Origin of the sequence: Marinomonas algicola, from assembly GCF_014805825.1 — a bacterium.
Taxonomy (GTDB): Bacteria; Pseudomonadota; Gammaproteobacteria; order Pseudomonadales; family Marinomonadaceae; genus Marinomonas; species Marinomonas algicola.
On sequence record NZ_CP061941.1, the window covers coordinates 1,387,440 to 1,406,096 of the forward strand.

Sequence of the window (18,657 nt, forward strand, 5' to 3'; positions counted from 1 at the left end):
CATAGGTTTATATTAGTATGTTGCATTGTTTTTCTATATATTTGCCTCATTAATTCATTGTCTCAATATATTAGAAGGGAAAAAAATTGGAATTTTTTACAGAATATGCAGGTTTTTTATTAAAGCTATTAACGGTGGCGATTATTTTTGGGTTATTTATCGCGGGGGTTGCAAGTGGGAAGAGTAAGCCAAAAGAAGGAGGTATTTCGATTCGTAATATGAATGACCAGTACGAAAAGAGGAAAGATATTTTACATTCTGAACTTCTAGATAAAAAAGAACTAAAAAAATTAGCTAAAGAGAAAAAGAAAAGAGCTAAAGAAAAATCGGCTAAGTCTGAAGAAGTGGTAGAGCGCCGAAAGGTGTTTGTCTTAAATTTTGATGGTGATATTAAGGCCTCAGCCGTTGATGCAATGCGTGAAGAAATTACGGCTATTTTGAGTGTCGCAACGGAAAAAGATGAAGTGGTTGTGCGCCTCGAGAGTGGCGGTGGTATGGTGCATTCCTATGGTTTGGCGTCGTCCCAGCTATTAAGAATCAAGGAAGCTAACGTTCGTTTAACGGTTTGTGTTGATAAGGTTGCGGCGAGTGGCGGCTACATGATGGCTTGTGTTGCGGATAAGATCATTGCGGCGCCTTTTGCTGTTTTGGGTTCTATTGGTGTTGTTGCTCAAGTGCCTAATATCCATCGATTACTTGATAAAAATTTGGTTGATGTAGAGTTGCATACAGCCGGTAAATACAAGAGAACCTTAACTATGTTGGGGGAAAATACTGATGAAGGTCGCGAGAAATTTAGGCAGGACCTTGAAGATACCCATGTTTTGTTTAAAGAATTTGTGTCGTCTCAAAGAGATGTAGTTGATATTGAATCGATTGCAACGGGTGATGTCTGGTATGGCACTAAAGCATTGGACAATAAACTAATCGATGAGTTGTCTACTAGTGATGGTTATTTGGTGAATCGATATAATGATTCTGATGTGTTTTCTGTCTCTTATAAAGAACCTAAGAAAATGGCAGAGCGTCTTGGTTTGTCAGTATTGTCTGCGGTTGAGACTAAATTTACTAAATGGTTTTCGTCTGCTTCTCAACACAGGGGGTATTAGTTACTGGTGTATTTTAGTTGGAGTTTTAGAAACAACAATGTAACGTGATTAAATTGTTGTTTCTAAGACGCGAAGGCGTTAGCGGTTTGTCTCGCCAATCTTTTTGATATTCGACATCAGGTTTTCTAGTGCTTGTTGTTGTATGGCGTCCTCTAGTTCCATTGGTTCAAAATACAATAATGTTCCAATTAATGGATGATCCAAGTAATTAAGCTTTTTGCTGGCGGTTTTATTGGCTTGAGTGATGTCTAAGCGAGCGCTCGGTAATGGCTTTGCTTGATTTTGTGTCTCAATTTGGTCAACTTTTGAGCTATTATTAAAGCTTTGAGTTGAGATTGCGGTGGCAGCAAATTGATAGTGGCTTAAATTGATGTCTGTTTCTAGGTAGCGACCAAGTGTGATATTGATTGTTCCTGATAATTCAGAGTAGCCAGTTTCTTGAGGTGGGCTATTAATAGTACGAGATAGGGTGTCTCCTTTGCGATCAAATATTAGTGTCCATGAGTGATTGGTCAGTACTTTTACGCCACGTTGGATTTTTTTTCGGTAAGTGTCGAATGGGTTGTTAATTGTTTCGATATCCGCACCATTTGAGCCATTACCGGACGAGGTAGGGCTTTCATCCTGTTTGGTGAACTTGGGTATGCCATTTAGACTAAGTATATTTTTATATTCAATGTATTCGGTTGTGTCTTCTTTTGGCCATTCAAATGTCATGATGTAGGCCTTATAGGCACGAGCGTCAGAGTCGTATTCATCGGCGTGCAAAAACGCGCTGATTAGACTTATCCCACAGGCAAGCAATAACTGAATTTTCAATGTAATAACTCCAAAGTCTTAAAGGTTTGTTGGAATCGTGAGTCGGCGGAAGGCATGTCTACTATGTATTTAAGTGTGTCAGATCCAACCAGTTTATAGGATTCCGGTTTTGTTTGTATGAGCTTTATGAGTGTCATTGGGTTGACTGGCGTTGAAGGCCCAAAGTGCAGTTTCCCTTCGTTGCTATTGGCTTCAATTTTTGTGATGCCAAGTTGCACGGCTTTTAATTTCAGACCGGTTTGTCTAAATAGGTTTTTGGTCGCATCTGGTAATAAGCCGAATCTATCTATCATTTCAACTTGCAAGTTTTTCAGCTCGCCTTCAGTTTTTGCATTTGCAATACGCTTGTACAATATAAGGCGACTGTGAACATCATCAAGGTAATCACTTGGGATTAATGCAGGTACACGAAGGTTAATGTCTGTTTGTTGAGGCGAGCTGATATCGACATCCGGCGCTTCCCCTTTTTTAAGAGAGTTTACGGCTCTGTCTAGCATTTCCATGAATAATGAAAAACCGACATGCTCTATGTGGCCACTTTGGCCATCGCCAAGTAGTTCGCCTGTCCCGCGGATTTCTAGATCATGAGTCGCGAGGGTGAAGCCTGCACCTAAGGTGTCGGCTAATTGAATGGCTTCAAGGCGTTTTTCTGCGTCCGAGGTGATTTTACGATCCGTTGGTGTGAGCAAGTAAGCATAAGCTTGATGATGTGAGCGGCCAACTCGACCTCTAAGTTGGTGTAGCTGTGCTAAACCAAATTTATCGGCCCTTTCTATAATAATGGTATTGGCATTCGGAATGTCTATGCCGGTTTCTATTATGGTTGTACAGACTAAAATATTGGCTCTTTTATGATAAAAGTCAGACATTACTTGTTCTAACTCTCGCTCTCGCATTTGTCCATGGCCAACGATAACACGCGCTTCTGGGATGAGATCAATCAGTTCTTCTGCTGCCTTTTGGATTGTTTGAACATCATTGTGTAGGAAATAGATCTGGCCTCCACGGTGGAGTTCTCGCAGAATAGCCTCTTTAATGTTGTTGCTATCCCTTTCTTTTACAAAGGTTTTTACAGACAGTCTTTTGGCTGGTGGTGTGGCGATAATAGACAGGTCTCGTATACCTGATAGAGACATGTTTAATGTTCTTGGTATGGGTGTCGCTGTCAAAGTGAGAATGTCTACTTCTGCTCTTAGTGCTTTAAATTGGTCTTTTTGTTTTACGCCAAAACGATGCTCTTCATCGATAATAACTAAACCAAGGTCGGCGTATTTAATGTCGCTTTGAAGTAGTTTGTGAGTGCCCACAACAATATCCGCTTTTCCTTGAGCCAATTGTTCGAGTGCTTCAGAGGTTTGTTTTCCACTACGGAAACGAGATAAGAGCGCGACTTCAATGGGCCAATCGGCAAAACGGTCGCGAAAGTTTTCATAATGTTGTTGTGCGAGCAGGGTGGTTGGCACTAAAACGGCGACTTGTTTTCCTCCTTGAACCGCAAGAAAGGCCGCTCTCATAGCGACTTCTGTTTTACCAAAGCCAACATCGCCACAGACGAGCCTATCCATTGGTTTTTGGTTTTTCATGTCGTTTATGACCGCATCGATAGCAAGTTGTTGGTCTGGCGTTTCTTCAAATGGAAAGCCAGCAGAAAAAAGTTCATATTGATCGTCTGGTTTTGCGAACGCATGCCCAACTCTGGCTTCTCTTTTTGCGTAAATCTCGAGTAATTCAGCGGCGGTATCTCGTGCTTTTTCGGCCGCTTTTTGTTTTGCAACACTCCATTTCTCAGTGCCCAATTTATGCAGGGGCGCGGTATCTTCATCACCACCAGTATAGCGTGAAATAAGTTGTAAAGATGAGACTGGGACGTAAAGCTTGGCGCTATTGGCATAACCTAATGTGAGTAGCTCTGTTTCTTGGCCATCTATTTCTAAATTGGTAAGACCTAAATACCGTCCAACGCCATGATCAATGTGAACGACCGGCGCATCAATTCTTAGCTCTGTTAAGTTTCGAATAATGGCATCTTCGTTGATGTCACTTTGTTTGCGCCGACGATATTGAGAGACCCTCTCGCCCATAATTTCATTTTCAGCGATTAACGTTAGAGTGTTGCTGATTTGAAAGCCGCGATTGATGCGGCCTATTGTAATGCCAAATGATAGTCGGCTATTCAGGAACTGTTTCCAGGAGTCAACACTTTCAGGGTAGATTTTATGTTTTCTGAATAGGTCTAAAAGTGCTTCTCTGCGCCCTGCTGACTCAGCAACAATGAGCACCTTGTGTTCATAAGTGTTGATAAAACTCTGTATTTTATTAAGAGGATGTTCAGCCTTTGAATCAATTAAAAGGGAAGGTGATGCGCATAAAGAGGAGTGTGCTCCGTCCGGAGAAAGTACAATATGAGCGAATTTATTTAACTTAGCGAAATACTCATCTTCTCTAAGGTTGATTTCATTTGGCTCGAGTATAGGGCGTTCAATATCGTACCCTAATGATTCGTGACGACTAATGTATTCGGCTTTTACCGCATTTACGTCTTCCGCAAGTGTTCCAGTTTGAGCGAGTAAGGTGCCACTTGGAAGGTAGTCAAAGAAGCTTTGCGTGTCGTTAAAAAAAAGGGGTAAATAATATTCTATTCCAGTGGGGATGATGCCATTAGAAATATCTTGGTAAAACGGTGAGTTGAGAGGTGCGCTTTCAAAGCGTTCACGCCATTTTTGACGAAACAGTTGAATGCCTTCTTTAGTAATCGGGAATTCACGGGCAGGCAGTAACTGAATTGAGCTAAGTTTACCTGAGCTTAGCTGAGTTTCTGGATCAAACCAACGTAAGGTATCGATTTCATTGTCGAACCAGTCAATTCTTATTGGTTGATCTGCTCCCATGGGGAAAACATCCATAAGCGCGCCACGAACTGAGAATTCACCATGTTCCCGAACGCTTTGGACATTGTTGTATCCGCCGCTAATTAGTTGTCCAACAAGAGATTCAAGTGAGAGTATTTGTCCTTCGCTTAGTTTAAACCGTTGTGAGTCAATGTGTGATTTTGGGCAAAGTCTGACCACTGATGCTGCGACAGTTGTCAATATAATGGCGCTTTTTAAGTCTTTTAGTTGAGCAAGAGTTTCTAATCTTTGAGAAATAATATCTTGGTGCGGTGAAAACGCATCGTAAGCTAACGTCTCCCAGTCGGAAAACCGTAATATTGGCAATTCTTCATCGTTAAGAAATGACAGCTCGTCTTCAACTTCGTTTAGTTCGGCTACTGAGTTGGCGAGAAGAACAATGGGGTTACTATGTTGTTTTGCGATTTCTAGCAATTGCAGTGTTAATGTGCTGCCAGAAATGCCTTGTATGGCGTTGCGAAAGCCTGGCTTTGTATTAATAGTAACCTTTGTGAGTAAAGTCATTGGCGGTAAGGTTTTCCTAACTTAATTTGGTTATTGTTCAGCATGTAGGTTTGACATTATTAATATCCAATAAACGGGAATCGATACATTGTGTTCTGGCTGATATTGAACCCTTAGGTCTTATCCCGATGAGAGCTACAATCTATAGTAGAGGTTATTGTGTCTATTATTAGAAGGGTTATCAATCGCTAGGGAAAATTATTGCGTGGTTTTGAGTCAAACATTGTACATAGAGGCCATAGATAGAATTTAACAGAGTCTTATATCAAAAGCGCATTATAAGGTTATGTTTTGTTTTTAAAATGTAGTTTTCTTTCTACTATCAGTACATTGAAAGATCATTTAACAATAGATTGGCATCAAATAGTCCGTACTACTCAGGAAATTCGTTGTTAAGCTGTAGTCAATCAAGGTAATGATCTTTATAATGCTAGAGTTTTTTGGTGAAGTTGCTTTGTGTTTGAAAATTACAAAAAAATGTGATTTTTGTTGTTAAGTCTTTTTTTTAAAACTAGAAATACAGCATAAAGTGCTTTTGTGTTCAATATTCGTTGGGCAGAACATATGTTTAAAATTACTAAAGGCCTTGATCTGCCGATCAGTGGCGCTCCCAATCAAGTGATTGAAGATGCTGCAGCCGCACGCTCAGTGGCTGTGATCGGACCGGATTATCATGGTATGAAACCGACTATGATGGTTCAAGTTGGAGATAAGGTTAAAAAAGGTCAGTTACTCTTTACTGATAAAAAAACGGAAGGTGTTAAATATACTGCACCTTCAGCAGGTGTTATTTCCGCGATTAATCGTGGGGAAAAACGTGTACTTCAATCTGTTGTTATTGATGTTGAAGGGAATGACGCTGAGACGTTCTTTTCGTGTTCCGGTTCTGAGTTAAAAGCATTAGAGCGTCAACAAGTTGTTGATAATTTAAATAACTCAGGTTTATGGACTGCTTTTAGAACCAGACCCTTCTCAAAAGTGCCTGCGCTTGATAGTGAGCCTAACTCAATATTTGTGACGGCCATGGACACTAACCCTTTAGCCGCTTCTGCTGAAGTCGTGTTGTCTGGTAAAACTGAGCATTTTGCTGATGGTTTGGCTGTGATAGCAAAGCTTACAAAGGGTTCTGTTTTTGTTTGTAAAGCACCCGGTACTAAAATCCCCACAACATCTGATGTAAGTGTGCAAGAGTTTGATGGTCCACATCCAGCTGGGTTGGCCGGTACACATATACATTTTCTTGATCCTGTTAGTGATAAAAAGACGGTTTGGTCTATCAATTATCAAGACGTCGTGGCGATTGGTCAGCTTTTCACAACAGGTGAATTAAATTCTGAGCGTGTTATCTCATTAGCTGGACCTCAGGTTGTTTCTCCTAGGTTGTTGCGTACACAAGTTGGTGTGAACCTTGATGAGTTGACGGCTGGTCAATTGAAGTCAGGAGACAATCGAATTATTTCTGGTTCCGTATTGTCTGGGCGCAAAGCATCTGGGCCTTACGCGTATCTAGGGCGTTACAATCAACAAGTAAGTGTATTACTTGAAGGTCGTGAACGTCAGATGATGCATTACCTTCGTGCCGGTCATGAAAAACATTCTGTATTAAATGTTTTTATGTCGAAACTGCTTGGTAAAACCGACTTTGCTATGAGTACTACAACGAATGGTTCGGATCGAACTATGTTGCCTTTAGGTCACTTTGAGCGTTTGGTTCCAATGGATATTTTGCCAACTCAGCTATTAAGAGCACTCGTTGTTAATGATACTGAGCAAGCGCAATTGTTAGGATTATTGGAATTGGACGAAGATGACTTGTCGCTTTGTACTTATAGTTGTTCTGGTAAATTTGAATATGGCCCGATCCTTCGGGATTGTTTAACTCTGATTGAAAGAGAGGGGTAAGATATGGGGCTTAGAAAAGTTCTAGACGATATGGAACCTCATTTCCATACAGGCGGTAAATATGAAAATTGGTATGCTTTATACGAAGCCGTAGATACTATTTTTTATCGTCCAAGTTCTGTTACGAAAGCAAGTGCGCATGTTCGTGACGCGGTAGACATGAAACGCATCATGATTTTGGTGTGGATGTGTACTTTTCCTGCTATGTTTTTTGGCATGTATAACATTGGTTACCAAGCTAATACAGCCATGGAAGCGATGAGTATTGCAAGTCCTGATACATGGAGGCATTCAATAATTGGTGCGTTGAGTGGTTATGACTCCGCTAGCTTATGGGACAACATGATATATGGCGCTTTGCACTTTTTGCCTGTTTATCTTGTTACCTTTATTGTCGGTGGTTTTTGGGAAGTATTGTTTGCTGCAGTTCGTAAGCATGAGGTTAACGAAGGCTTCTTTGTGACTTCTATTCTTTTTGCTTTGTCTCTGCCTGCTACGGTTCCTTTATGGCAAGTCGCTTTAGGTATTACCTTTGGTGTTGTGTTAGCGAAGGAAGTATTTGGCGGTACAGGTAAAAACTTCTTGAATCCCGCTCTTGCAGGTCGTGCCTTTTTGTTCTTTGCTTACCCAGCTTCTATGTCGGGTGATGCTGTTTGGACTGCGGTAGATGGCTTTTCTGGAGCGACAGCATTAAGTCAATTAGCGGCTGATGGTGTAACTGGTTTGACGGTTGCTTGGTCAGATGCATTCTTTGGCTTCATTCAGGGGTCTATGGGTGAAACATCTACCTTCGCCATATTAATCGGTGGTGGTGCGCTTCTTATTATGAGAATTGCCGCTTGGCGAATTGTGGCTGGTGTGTTCCTAGGTATGGTCGCCGTTTCGATTCTATTTAACCTGATTGGTTCCGACACAAACCCAATGTTTGCGACGCCTTGGTACTGGCATCTTGTTTTAGGTGGTTTTGCCTTTGGTATGATGTACATGGCCACTGATCCTGTATCGGCCTCTATGACAAATAAAGGTAAATGGTTTTACGGTGCTTTGATCGGGGTAATGGTTGTGTTAATCCGTGTCGTTAACCCGGCTTATCCTGAAGGTATGATGTTGGCTATCTTGTTTGCTAACTTGTTCTCACCTTTTATTGACCATTTTGTTGTACAAGCAAATATCAAACGGAGGAAAGCTCGCAATGTCTAGTAACGATAGTATTAAGAAAACGTTGGTCGTTGCTCTATCTTTGTGTCTGGTTTGTTCCGTATTTGTTGCGGCCGCCGCGGTTGGCTTGAAGCCTATTCAAAAAGCCAACAAAGACCTAGATAGGAAGCAAAATATCTTAGCAGCAGCGGATATGCTTGATCCTAATAAGTCAGTAGATGAAATTTTTGAGTCTATTGAGACGCGTTTGGTTGATATGTCTACAGGTAAATTTGCTACTGAGGCGGAACTTGCTTCAGTGGGGATTGATCCATCTACATACGATCAAAACGTCGCGTCAAAAGATCCTGCTTTATCTGTCGCCTTGAAGCCTGAAAATGATATAGCCAGCATCAAACGTCGAGCTAAATACAGCTCGGTTTATTTGGTTAAGTCTGGAGATCAGATAGAGCGTATTATCTTGCCGGTTAAAGGGTATGGTTTGTGGTCAACTATGTATGGTTTCATGGCATTAGAGGGCGACTTTAACACAGTTATTGGTTTTGGTTTTTATGATCAAGCTGAAACGCCCGGGTTAGGTGGTGAAGTTGATAACCCAAATTGGAAAGCATTGTGGAAGGGTAAGATGGTCTACAATGAATCTGGTGAGGCTGTATTGGCTCTAGCTAAAGGTCCTGTTGATTCTGCAGATCCTCAAGCGGCTTATAAGGTTGATGGCTTGTCTGGTGCAACATTAACGAGTCGAGGTGTAACAAATCTTGTTCATTATTGGTTGGGTAATCAAGGCTTTGGTCCTTTTTTGTCTGGTCTTAAAGGCGAGGGGCAGTAATTATGTCTGAAGTAAGAAAAGTGCTTTTTGCACCTATTATGAATAATAACCCAATTGCTTTACAGATATTGGGTATTTGTTCAGCACTGGCTGTTACAAGTAGTTTAAGTGTTAGTTTGGTTATGGCAATTGCTTTAACTTTGGTAACCGCTTTTTCCAACTTTTTCATTGCCATTATTCGTAATCATATTCCAAGCAGTATTCGTATCATTGTACAGATGATCGTTATTGCATCCTTGGTTATTGTTGTTGATCAAGTCTTGAAAGCGTTTGCTTTTGAAATAAGTAAGCAACTCTCTGTGTTCGTTGGTTTGATCATTACAAACTGTATCGTAATGGGGCGTGCAGAAGCTTTTGCCATGAAAAACCCTCCAGGGATTAGCTTCATTGATGGTATCGGTAATGGTCTAGGTTACAGTGCAATGTTGTTAATTGTTGCCTTTTTCCGTGAGCTTTTGGGTGCTGGTAAATTGTTTGGTGTTGAAATATTTCAAACCGTTCAAAACGGCGGTTGGTATCAGCCTAATGGTCTGATGTTGCTTCCACCAAGTGCTTTCTTTGTTATTGGTCTTGTCATTTGGGCGTTAAGAGCTTGGAAGACAGATCAAGTCGAAGCGCCTGAATTTAAAATTGCTGCCAATTCCCGCGCTCAGGAGGCTCATTAATGGAACATTTAATTAGTTTGTTCATCAAGGCTGTGTTTGTTGAAAACATGGCATTGGCGTTCTTCTTAGGTATGTGTACTTTCTTGGCGTTATCAAAGAAAGTTGAAACGGCTATTGGTTTGGGGATTGCTGTCGTTGTTGTTTTAGCAATTACGGTTCCGTTAAATAACCTTATCTACAAAAACCTGTTGGCTGATGGGGCACTTGAATGGGCGGGGATGCCAGGGGTTGACCTTAGTTTCCTTGGCTTGCTGAGCTATATTGGTGTCATTGCCGCTATTGTTCAAATTCTCGAGATGACGCTGGATAAATACATGCCAGCGTTATATAACGCTCTAGGTGTATTTTTGCCATTGATTACTGTGAATTGCGCTATTATGGGAGCGTCACTTTTCATGGTGGAGCGTGATTATAACTTCGGCGAGAGTGTTGTTTATGGTGTTGGTGCAGGTATCGGTTGGGCGCTGGCTATTGCGGCGCTAGCAGGTATTCGTGAAAAACTTAAATATTCTGATGTGCCGGCTGGTCTTCGTGGTTTAGGTATTACCTTTATTACGGTGGGTCTAATGAGTCTAGGATTTATGTCTTTCTCAGGTGTTCAGCTGTAAGTGACGTATCAAGAAGAACCATGAATAGGATTTATTAAACATGCTTAACTTAGAAATTATTCTAGGTGTGGTGATGTTCACTGTTATAGTGCTTGCTTTGGTTGCCATTATCTTGGCTGCTAGAGCAAAACTAGTAAGTACAGGTGATGTCACTATACATATTAATGGCGAAAAAGAAATAAAAGTGGCGGCTGGTGGGAAGCTATTGCAGACTCTGGCAGAGAATGGTGTTTTTCTATCTTCTGCTTGTGGTGGTGGTGGTACCTGCGCTCAGTGTAAATGTGTGGTTAGTAGTGGTGGCGGCTCTATGTTGTCAACAGAGCAATCTCATTTTAATCGCCGTGAGGAAAAAGAAGGCTATCGTTTATCTTGTCAAGTGGCTGTTAAGCAAGATATGCATGTCGAAGTTCCAGAAGAAGTATTTGGGGTTAAGGCTTGGGATTGTACTGTTGAGTCTAATCCAAACTTAGCCACCTTCATTAAAGAATTGACGCTTAAGTTACCTGAAGGCGAAAACGTTAATTTCCGTGCCGGTGGTTATGTTCAGCTTGAGGCGCCTGCCCATACTGTGCATTATAAAGATTTTGATATTGAAGAAGAATATCGTGGTGATTGGGATAAATTCAATCTTTGGAAGTTTACCTCTGTTGTTTCTGAGCCGATCATTCGTGCTTACTCAATGGCAAACTATCCTGAAGAGCGTGGTCTTGTGAAGTTTAATATTCGTATTGCTTCACCGCCTCCAGGCAAAGATGATGTTCCTCCTGGTCAGATGTCATCTTATGTTTTTGGTTTAAAACCTGGTGATACGATTAAAGTATATGGTCCTTTTGGTGAGTTCTTTGCTAAGGATACTGATGCTGAAATGGTATTCATCGGTGGTGGTGCTGGTATGGCGCCTATGAGATCTCATATCTTTGATCAACTTAAACGTTTGAAGTCAACGCGTAAGATGAGTTTTTGGTATGGTGCACGTAGTTTGCGAGAATCATTCTATGATGATGAATACGACACTCTTCAAGCTGAAAATGAAAACTTTAAATGGCATCTAGCGCTTTCTGATCCTCAGCCAGAAGATAATTGGGAGGGTTACACTGGTTTTATTCATAATGTACTGTATGAAAATTACCTGAAAGACCACCCTGCTCCAGAAGATTGTGAGTTCTACATGTGTGGACCTCCAATGATGAACCAAGCCGTAGTAAAAATGCTTCAAGATTTGGGTGTAGAAGATGAAAATATTCTACTAGATGATTTTGGTGGCTAGATTGTTTATCTAAATAAAACCCCACTTATGTGGGGTTTTATTTTTATAGTAAGAAAAAATATGCGAAACAAAATAATATTGATTTTAGCTCCAGTTATTGTTCTTTTTTTGATTATCAAAGGGTTGTCGTTTTCGCCTGAATTGGTTAGCTTTTCTGGGCCAACCATGGGCACAACTTATACAGTTAAGTTTTATACTGTTGATAATGACGTCCGTGTTCAATCATTAAAAGATGATGTGGACAATGTGCTGCTTCGTATCAATAAGCTGATGTCAACTTATGATCCATCCTCTGATTTATCCTTATTTAATAAAATGCCGAGTGGTTCAAAGCAAGAGATTTCTAGCGAGTTCGCGCATGTTGTTGATAAGGCACTGCTGATTAGTGTTATGTCAGATGGTTATTATGATGTAACGGTTGGTCCGTTAGCCAACTTATGGGGGTTTGGCCCTGCTAAGGGGAGGGATGAGCCGCCGACAGATATAGAGATTGATCGAGCCAAGCAAAAAGTTGGTTATAAAAACTTATCGCTGTCTGGTAATGTTTTGTCAAAAGTGAACGATATCTACGTCGACCTATCTTCAATTGCAAAGGGTTATGGTGTTGATGCAATTGCAAATGAGCTGGATAAAAATGGTATTGAGAGCTATTTAATTGAAGTGGGAGGGGAAATTCGAACTAAAGGTAAGAAAGAGAATGGAGAACCTTGGAAAATAGCCATAGAAAGTCCTGCTGGTGGCCATAATGTCGCTCAATTAATTATTGATGTTAATAACCTTGCTATTGCGACTTCTGGTGATTATAGAAATTATTTTGAAAAAAATGGCGTTCGATATTCGCACATAATTAATCCAAAAACCGGGCGTCCAATAACTCATAAGCTAGTATCTGTTACAATTATAGATAAGACGGCCGTTATGGCCGATGGTATGGCGACGGCGATAACAGTGCTTGGACCGGAAAAAGGGTTAGAGTTTGCTGAAAAGCACGGTATAGCGGCCTATTTAATGATTAAAAAAGACTTTGGCTATGAAGAGCGTGTTTCTAGCGCTTTTGAACCATATCTAAAAAATTCAATCGAATAGAATACGTATTTTTATATTAAGGGGGTTGTGATGTTAACAATTGTTTTGGCTTTTGTGCTTATGTTGCTTTTGGTTACGGCAATGGCTGTCGGTGTGTTGATGGGAAGGAAGCCTATATCTGGGTCGTGCGGGGGTATGGGAGCATTAGGTATGGAAGTTGCTTGTGATATCTGTGGTGGCGATAAGGGGAAATGTGATGAAGAGAACAGTTCGACCGCTGTATCCTCAAAGAATGACGACCAGTTTTACGACGCATCAAAATAACGAATAATGACAATTAATATCGAGGGGTGATTATGACGACGAGACATTATGATGTCGTAGTATTAGGTACAGGCCCAGCTGGAGAGGGTGCTGCGATGAATGCGGCTAAAGCTGGAAAAAAAGTGGCTGTAATCGAGTCTAGTGAACGTGTTGGTGGTAGTTGTACGCATTTAGGCACAATTCCATCTAAGGCGTTAAGGCACGCAGTTAAAGAAATTATTGCTTTCAATACTAACCCTATGTTCCGAGACATCGGTGAGCCTCGTTGGTTTTCATTTCCAAAGGTCCTTACTCATGCCAATAAAGTCATCGATAAGCAGGTGATGGGGCGAACAGAATATTATGCTCGTAATAGAATCGACATTTACTTTGGTAAGGGTAAATTTAAAGACGCTAATACCGTAGAAGTTAATACATATGAGAAGGGCCCTGAGCTTTTAGCTGCCGATAAATTTGTTATTGCAACTGGTTCTAGGCCTTATCGTCCAGCAGATATCGATTTTAATCATCCAAGAGTATATTGCTCAGATACTATCCTAAGTTTAAGTCATACTCCTCGTTCATTAATTATTTATGGTGCTGGAGTCATTGGCTGTGAATATGCTTCAATATTTTGTGGCTTAGGTGTTCGAGTTGAATTGATTAATCCTGGAAAAAAACTACTTAGCTTTTTGGATGATGAGATTACAGATGGCTTAAGTTATCACTTGCGAGATAGTGGTGTGTTAATTCGACATAATGAATCTTATGAAAAAGTTGAAACGGCTGAGCGAAGTGTCATTGTTCATATGAACTCAGGTAAAAAAATTAGAGCTGATGCATTTTTGTTCTGTAATGGTCGTTCTGGAAATACAGACAGTCTTAATCTTGAGGCCATAGGTTTAGAGGCAAATAGCCGTGGTCAATTAGCGGTTCAAGAAACCTATCAAACCGCTGTCGAAAATGTATATGCCGCTGGTGATGTAATTGGTTGGCCTAGTCTTGCTAGTGCCGCATACGATCAAGGTCGTGCAGTAGCTGCAAATATGTATGGACTGGATGGAGGGCACTTTATTCATGAAGTACCGACTGGTATTTATACCATTCCAGAAATTAGTTCAGTTGGTAAAACAGAAGCTGAGCTGACCGCTGAAAAAGTACCTTACGAAGTCGGAAGGGCTTTCTTTAAGCACACGGCACGAGCTCAAATTACAGGTGAGCCTGTAGGGATGCTAAAGCTATTATTCCATCGGGAAACTTTGGAGTTATTAGGTATTCACTGTTTCGGGGATCAGGCATCAGAAATCGTTCATATTGGTCAGGCTATTATGAAGCAACCGGGTGAACTGAATACGGTAAAATACTTTTTAAACACAACGTTTAATTATCCGACAATGGCTGAAGCGTATAGGGTTGCGGCATTGAATGGTTGTAATAGAGTGTTTTAGCCGATAGGGCTGAGTTGTTTATATTGAAAAAAAGCGCCAAATTGGCGCTTTTTTTGTAATGATATTAGTGACCTTTAACTGCGTAGATGGCAGGAAGGTTTCGGAAGTAACCTTGATAGTCCATCCCATAGCCAAATAAAAACCTATCTTCAACATTTAGGCCTATGTAATCTGGGCGCATATTTTCAACCTTTCTATCATGCAGTTTATTAGCAATGGTTGCTGTATAAACTTTGTTTGCTCCTTGATCTTGAAACCATTGTTTAATGGCTAGTAGTGTGTGCCCCTGATCAAATAGATCATCTATGACTAATATGTCACGATTTTTTAATTCTGACTGAGGGTAATTCAGCCATTTAAGGCCACTGCCTGTTGTTTCCATGCCATAACGCGTAGCGTGAATATAGTCTAGCTCTAGAGGAAAGTTCAAACGTTCTAAGAGTGCAGCAGAGGGTATAAGGCCGCCGTTCATAACACAAATTACCAAAGGTATCTTATCACTTAGATCATCGGTGATTTTTTTGGCCATTATGTCTAGAGCGTCATTAATTTGCGTAGTATTTACTAGGCAGTCAGCTTCTTCTAATAGGGTATTGAGTTCATTTATTTTTTGATTCATTTAATGAGTCCAGTATAGTGAGCAAAGATTAACTTATAGATTCGTTGTCTGGTTGTTATTAATTTGATCTTTATGAAGGCTTGCGCATAAACAAGTCGATATGAGAATAATATGCCAGCTTAATTGAAGCCATATTATTAATGTTGGTAGTGCCGCAAAAGCACCATAAACAACTTGGTAATTAGCGAACAATTGTGCGAATGAGGTGAAGAGAGTATTCAATAATGAAAGTGCTAAGGTCGCAAAGATCGCTGAGATAGCAGCAAGTTTTGCTTTTACAGGGGCGTTAGGAGACAAATAATTTAGTGTAAATATCATAATGAAGTAAAGGATGACGCTACTAAACTGCACTAAATGAGTCGTGAACTCACCAATTGCCAGCCCCTGCCATCTAAAAGTAAGGAGGGTGCCGTAGAGGCTTAATGAAGCGGCTAATAAAATTGGGCCCAGTGTTAATATAGCCCAATAAGTTAGCAGTCTTTCTCTTATGTTTCTTAGAGATGAGATTTGCCATACTTCTTGTACTGCAATTTCAAAGCTATTAAGTAGTAATAAGGCGGTTAAAATAAGCATGACTAAACCAGCGAGAGGAAGGCTTTTAGCTTGATCTGAAAATTTTATAAGATAAGGTAAAATGACTTCGCTTGTGCCTGGTGCTAGATGCGCTTCTAGTAGTTGCAATAATGTAGATTGCATTTCCTGTAATGCGGGCGTAAAACCAAGGATACCTAAAATGATGGTAATGATAGGTACAGCGGCAAGAAGGCTTGCTAATGTGAGTTGCGCCGCTCGTAAACCAGAGTTGCTTTCTTTGTAGCGGTTATAAACAATTAAAACGTAACTTTTGAAAAAGTGTAAAGCTGATCTAGATGTCAAAATAACCCCATTAATAATGTAAGTTTAATAATTTTAATAATACCTGATCTTTGCTGTCTTGTAAGTTGTAACTTTCTTTGTAGGGTCTATATAAAAGTAATATGTGTAACTAGCGTGCAAATAGTGTGCATTCTCAATTTTTATGCTTGCTTATGGTGCTTTGTGCTTGCTGCGTGCTGGTGGGTTTGTTAGTATGCGCTCGTTCCTTTTGTGATTTTTAACCGATTAGTGGTCGTTGTTTGTTTTTCGATCTCTTTTTGGGTCCTTTGTGATAAAAAGTCATTTTAGCCCAGACTTTCTGGGCTTTTTTACATCATTATGTTGACGAATGGAATTCCTTCCATATAATAGCGCACCACGTAACAGTAATGAGTTAAGCGCCTGTAGCTCAGTTGGATAGAGCATCCGCCTTCTAAGCGGACGGTCAGGGGTTCGAATCCCTTCAGGCGCGCCATTCTCTTATTACTTAAACATTTAATTCAAAGTCTTGTTGATTACATAAGAGTGAATGCACACAATTGCTGCATGTTTTTAAATCAACATTATTAAGGCAAATTCCCGAGAGGAAGTTTTATGCAAGTTTCTGTAGAGACAACATCTGCTATTGAGCGCGTACTTACAATTACGGTTCCTGCTGCTCGTATCGATGATAAAGTAAGTTCTGAAGTCGCTAAAACAGCAAAAACTGTTCGTATTGATGGTTTTCGTAAAGGTAAAGTGCCAGTTAATGTTGTTAAAAAACGTTACGGTCAAGGTATCCGTCTTGATGCAATTGAGCAAATCATGCGTGATGCGTATGTTGAAGCGGTTCAAAAAGAAGATTTGCAGCCTGCTGGAATGCCTACTATTGAACCTAAATCTATGGATGAAGGTGCCGATTTAGAATTTATCGCAAAAGTAGAAGTTTACCCAGTTGTTGAGTTGGCTGATGCGTCAAATATTTCCGTTGAACGCGTTATCTCTGAAGTGACAGAGGCTGATGTAGATACAATGCTTGAAACGCTTCGTAAACAAAATGCGGATTGGGTAGTTGTTGAGCGTGAAGCGGCAGACGGTGATCAAGCGACAATCGATTTTGTGGGTTACATTGCTGATGAAGCGTTTGAAGGTGGCGAAGCTAAAGATCATAAATTGGTTATTGGTTCCAATACTATGATTCCTGGGTTCGAAACAGGCATTGTTGGCATGAAAGCGGGTGAATCTCGTGATGTAATGGTCACTTTCCCAGATGATTACCAAGCCGAAGCGCTAAAAGGTAAAGAAGCTAAGTTCGTAATTACTGTGTCTGAAGTTGCAGAGCAATCCATCCCTGAATTAGATGATGCTTTTGTTGAAAAGTTTGGATTAGAAGAGGCAACTGTTGCGGCTCTTCGTGCTGAAGTGCGTAAAAACATGGAGCGTGAACTTAATCAAGCGGTAAAAGCTAAGCTGAAAAATGCTTTGTTTGATGCTCTATTAGAGAACAACCCTGTCGATGTACCTTCAGCGTTGGTTTCTCAAGAAGTTGATGGTTTGCGTCAACAAGCTGCACAGCAATTTGGTGGTCAAGGCTTTGATGCATCACAACTTCCTGCTGAGCTGTTTCAGGATGAAGCAACTAAGCGTGCTAAATTAGGTTTGTTGATCTCTGAAGTGATCAAGCAAAACGAGTTAAAAGTTGAAAATGATCGAGTACAATCTTTCTTAGAAGATATGGCTCAGGCGTATCAAGAGCCTCAACAGGTTGTTGAGTTTTATCTAAAAGATAAAGAGCGCTTAACTCAAATCCAATCTGCTGTACTTGAGGAGCAAGTTGTTGATAAACTGCTTGAGTCAGCTAAAGTTACTGAGGTAACTTTAGGATATGAAGATGCTATAAAGCCAAAAGCTGAAGCTACTGAAGCAGTAGAAGAAAGCGAAGAAGCATAAGTTTACTCTTATATTTCTATTTAAGGCCGACATAGTAGATGCTGTGTCGGCTTTTTTGTTTTAAGGAATTAGTATGAATTTAACAAACCCTACAACTGGTCCAGTAGCTATTACTAGTGCTGGTCTTGTACCAATGGTTATTGAGCAAACTGCTCGCGGTGAACGATCTTTTGATATTTATTCGCGTTTGCTCAAAGAGAGAGTTATTTTTTTAGTCGGTCAAGTAGAAGATCACATGGCCAATTTAGTTGTTGCTCAGCTATTGTTTTTAGAATCTGAAAACCCTGATAAAGACATTCATTTGTATATCAATTCTCCTGGTGGTTCTGTTACAGCGGGCATGTCTATTTATGACACGATGCAATTTATTAAACCAGACGTTAGTACTATGTGTATTGGTCAAGCGGCGAGCATGGGTGCGTTATTATTAACTGCTGGTGCAGCTGGTAAGCGTTATTGCCTGCCAAACTCTCGCGTAATGATTCACCAGCCTTTGGGTGGGTATCAGGGGCAAGCTTCTGATATTGAGATTCATACTCGTGAAATTATTAAAATCAAAGAGAAATTAAACGAAATTATCTCGTTTCATACTGGTAAGCCGGTCGAAGATGTCGCGAAAGATACGGACCGTGATAACTTTATGGATCCAGAAGCCGCTAAAGCATATGGCTTAATTGACGATATATTATTGAAACGAGCAGTTTAAG

The 18,657-nt window shown here is 40.5% G+C and carries 16 protein-coding genes and 1 tRNA gene; 13 read left to right on the forward strand and 4 right to left on the reverse strand.

The window, feature by feature from the left end:
• Window positions 1-86 precede the first annotated feature (86 nt).
• On the forward strand, window positions 87-1,109 hold the full coding sequence (sohB, locus tag IEZ33_RS06180; RefSeq protein WP_191602818.1) for a protease SohB: 1,023 nt from the start codon (window positions 87-89) through the stop codon (window positions 1,107-1,109).
• A 78-nt stretch (window positions 1,110-1,187) separates the two neighbouring features.
• On the opposite strand, the gene IEZ33_RS06185 is transcribed toward sohB, so the two are convergent.
• Window positions 1,188-1,928, reverse strand: coding sequence for a CsiV family protein (locus tag IEZ33_RS06185; RefSeq protein ID WP_191602819.1), 741 nt, complete (start codon window positions 1,926-1,928; stop codon window positions 1,188-1,190).
• Entirely contained in the window at window positions 1,925-5,341 is a 3,417-nt protein-coding gene (gene mfd, locus IEZ33_RS06190; RefSeq protein WP_191602820.1) for a transcription-repair coupling factor, read from the reverse strand. Before mfd ends, IEZ33_RS06185 begins: the two co-directional genes overlap by 4 nt.
• A 564-nt stretch (window positions 5,342-5,905) precedes the next feature.
• Between mfd and IEZ33_RS06195 the strand changes: the two genes are divergently transcribed.
• The 9 genes from IEZ33_RS06195 to sthA are packed head-to-tail and all read left to right on the forward strand — an operon-like array spanning window position 5,906 to window position 14,547.
• Entirely contained in the window at window positions 5,906-7,243 is a 1,338-nt protein-coding gene (locus IEZ33_RS06195) for a Na(+)-translocating NADH-quinone reductase subunit A (protein WP_191602821.1), read from the forward strand.
• A 3-nt stretch (window positions 7,244-7,246) separates the two neighbouring features.
• Entirely contained in the window at window positions 7,247-8,443 is a 1,197-nt protein-coding gene (locus IEZ33_RS06200; RefSeq protein WP_191602822.1) for an NADH:ubiquinone reductase (Na(+)-transporting) subunit B, read from the forward strand.
• Window positions 8,436-9,230, forward strand: a complete 795-nt coding sequence (locus IEZ33_RS06205) for a Na(+)-translocating NADH-quinone reductase subunit C (protein WP_191602823.1) — start codon at window positions 8,436-8,438, stop codon at window positions 9,228-9,230. Before IEZ33_RS06200 ends, IEZ33_RS06205 begins: the two co-directional genes overlap by 8 nt.
• Before the next feature lie 2 nt (window positions 9,231-9,232).
• The gene (locus IEZ33_RS06210; protein WP_191602824.1) at window positions 9,233-9,895 is read left to right on the forward strand and encodes an NADH:ubiquinone reductase (Na(+)-transporting) subunit D; all 663 of its coding nucleotides are present in this window, start codon (window positions 9,233-9,235) and stop codon (window positions 9,893-9,895) included.
• Window positions 9,895-10,503 (forward strand): NADH:ubiquinone reductase (Na(+)-transporting) subunit E, encoded by a 609-nt coding sequence (gene nqrE, locus IEZ33_RS06215; RefSeq protein WP_191602825.1) that lies wholly within the window; start codon window positions 9,895-9,897, stop codon window positions 10,501-10,503. Before IEZ33_RS06210 ends, nqrE begins: the two co-directional genes overlap by 1 nt.
• Window positions 10,504-10,543: 40 nt before the next feature.
• The gene (gene nqrF, locus IEZ33_RS06220; protein ID WP_191602826.1) at window positions 10,544-11,770 is read left to right on the forward strand and encodes an NADH:ubiquinone reductase (Na(+)-transporting) subunit F; all 1,227 of its coding nucleotides are present in this window, start codon (window positions 10,544-10,546) and stop codon (window positions 11,768-11,770) included.
• Between the two features lie 60 nt (window positions 11,771-11,830).
• Window positions 11,831-12,856: an FAD:protein FMN transferase gene (locus IEZ33_RS06225; RefSeq protein ID WP_191602827.1), complete on the forward strand. Its 1,026-nt coding sequence runs from the start codon at window positions 11,831-11,833 to the stop codon at window positions 12,854-12,856.
• 30 nt (window positions 12,857-12,886) lie between these two features.
• Window positions 12,887-13,120, forward strand: a complete 234-nt coding sequence (nqrM, locus tag IEZ33_RS06230; protein ID WP_191602828.1) for a (Na+)-NQR maturation NqrM — start codon at window positions 12,887-12,889, stop codon at window positions 13,118-13,120.
• 32 nt (window positions 13,121-13,152) lie between these two features.
• Window positions 13,153-14,547, forward strand: coding sequence for a Si-specific NAD(P)(+) transhydrogenase (gene sthA, locus IEZ33_RS06235; RefSeq protein WP_191602829.1), 1,395 nt, complete (start codon window positions 13,153-13,155; stop codon window positions 14,545-14,547).
• A gap of 64 nt (window positions 14,548-14,611) precedes the next feature.
• On the opposite strand, the gene IEZ33_RS06240 is transcribed toward sthA, so the two are convergent.
• Entirely contained in the window at window positions 14,612-15,166 is a 555-nt protein-coding gene (locus IEZ33_RS06240; protein ID WP_191602830.1) for a hypoxanthine-guanine phosphoribosyltransferase, read from the reverse strand.
• 33 nt (window positions 15,167-15,199) lie between these two features.
• Window positions 15,200-16,042, reverse strand: a complete 843-nt coding sequence (locus tag IEZ33_RS06245; protein WP_240009653.1) for a YihY family inner membrane protein — start codon at window positions 16,040-16,042, stop codon at window positions 15,200-15,202.
• 377 nt (window positions 16,043-16,419) lie between these two features.
• On the opposite strand from IEZ33_RS06245, the gene IEZ33_RS06250 reads away from it, so the two are divergent.
• The 3 genes from IEZ33_RS06250 to clpP all read left to right on the forward strand — a co-directional run bounded on the left by IEZ33_RS06250 (window position 16,420) and on the right by clpP (window position 18,656).
• Window positions 16,420-16,496 (forward strand) — tRNA-Arg (locus IEZ33_RS06250).
• A gap of 119 nt (window positions 16,497-16,615) precedes the next feature.
• Window positions 16,616-17,950: a trigger factor gene (tig, locus tag IEZ33_RS06255; protein ID WP_191602831.1), complete on the forward strand. Its 1,335-nt coding sequence runs from the start codon at window positions 16,616-16,618 to the stop codon at window positions 17,948-17,950.
• Between the two features lie 73 nt (window positions 17,951-18,023).
• Entirely contained in the window at window positions 18,024-18,656 is a 633-nt protein-coding gene (gene clpP, locus IEZ33_RS06260; RefSeq protein ID WP_191602832.1) for an ATP-dependent Clp endopeptidase proteolytic subunit ClpP, read from the forward strand.
• Window position 18,657 lies beyond the last annotated feature (1 nt).

Excerpts from the sequence above, each read along its gene's own strand:
- mfd (WP_191602820.1), bottom strand. The coding sequence starts at position 5,341 with ATGACTTTACTCACAAAGGTTACTATTAATACAAAGCCAGGCTTTCGC.
- IEZ33_RS06240 (WP_191602830.1), bottom strand. The coding sequence starts at position 15,166 with ATGAATCAAAAAATAAATGAACTCAATACCCTATTAGAAGAAGCTGAC.
- IEZ33_RS06205 (WP_191602823.1), top strand. The coding sequence starts at position 8,436 with ATGTCTAGTAACGATAGTATTAAGAAAACGTTGGTCGTTGCTCTATCT.
- nqrE (WP_191602825.1), top strand. The coding sequence starts at position 9,895 with ATGGAACATTTAATTAGTTTGTTCATCAAGGCTGTGTTTGTTGAAAAC.
- IEZ33_RS06225 (WP_191602827.1), top strand. The coding sequence starts at position 11,831 with ATGCGAAACAAAATAATATTGATTTTAGCTCCAGTTATTGTTCTTTTT.
- IEZ33_RS06210 (WP_191602824.1), top strand. The coding sequence starts at position 9,233 with ATGTCTGAAGTAAGAAAAGTGCTTTTTGCACCTATTATGAATAATAAC.
- IEZ33_RS06200 (WP_191602822.1), top strand. The coding sequence starts at position 7,247 with ATGGGGCTTAGAAAAGTTCTAGACGATATGGAACCTCATTTCCATACA.
- clpP (WP_191602832.1), top strand. The coding sequence starts at position 18,024 with ATGAATTTAACAAACCCTACAACTGGTCCAGTAGCTATTACTAGTGCT.
- nqrM (WP_191602828.1), top strand. The coding sequence starts at position 12,887 with ATGTTAACAATTGTTTTGGCTTTTGTGCTTATGTTGCTTTTGGTTACG.
- tig (WP_191602831.1), top strand. The coding sequence starts at position 16,616 with ATGCAAGTTTCTGTAGAGACAACATCTGCTATTGAGCGCGTACTTACA.
- sthA (WP_191602829.1), top strand. The coding sequence starts at position 13,153 with ATGACGACGAGACATTATGATGTCGTAGTATTAGGTACAGGCCCAGCT.
- nqrF (WP_191602826.1), top strand. The coding sequence starts at position 10,544 with ATGCTTAACTTAGAAATTATTCTAGGTGTGGTGATGTTCACTGTTATA.
- IEZ33_RS06195 (WP_191602821.1), top strand. The coding sequence starts at position 5,906 with ATGTTTAAAATTACTAAAGGCCTTGATCTGCCGATCAGTGGCGCTCCC.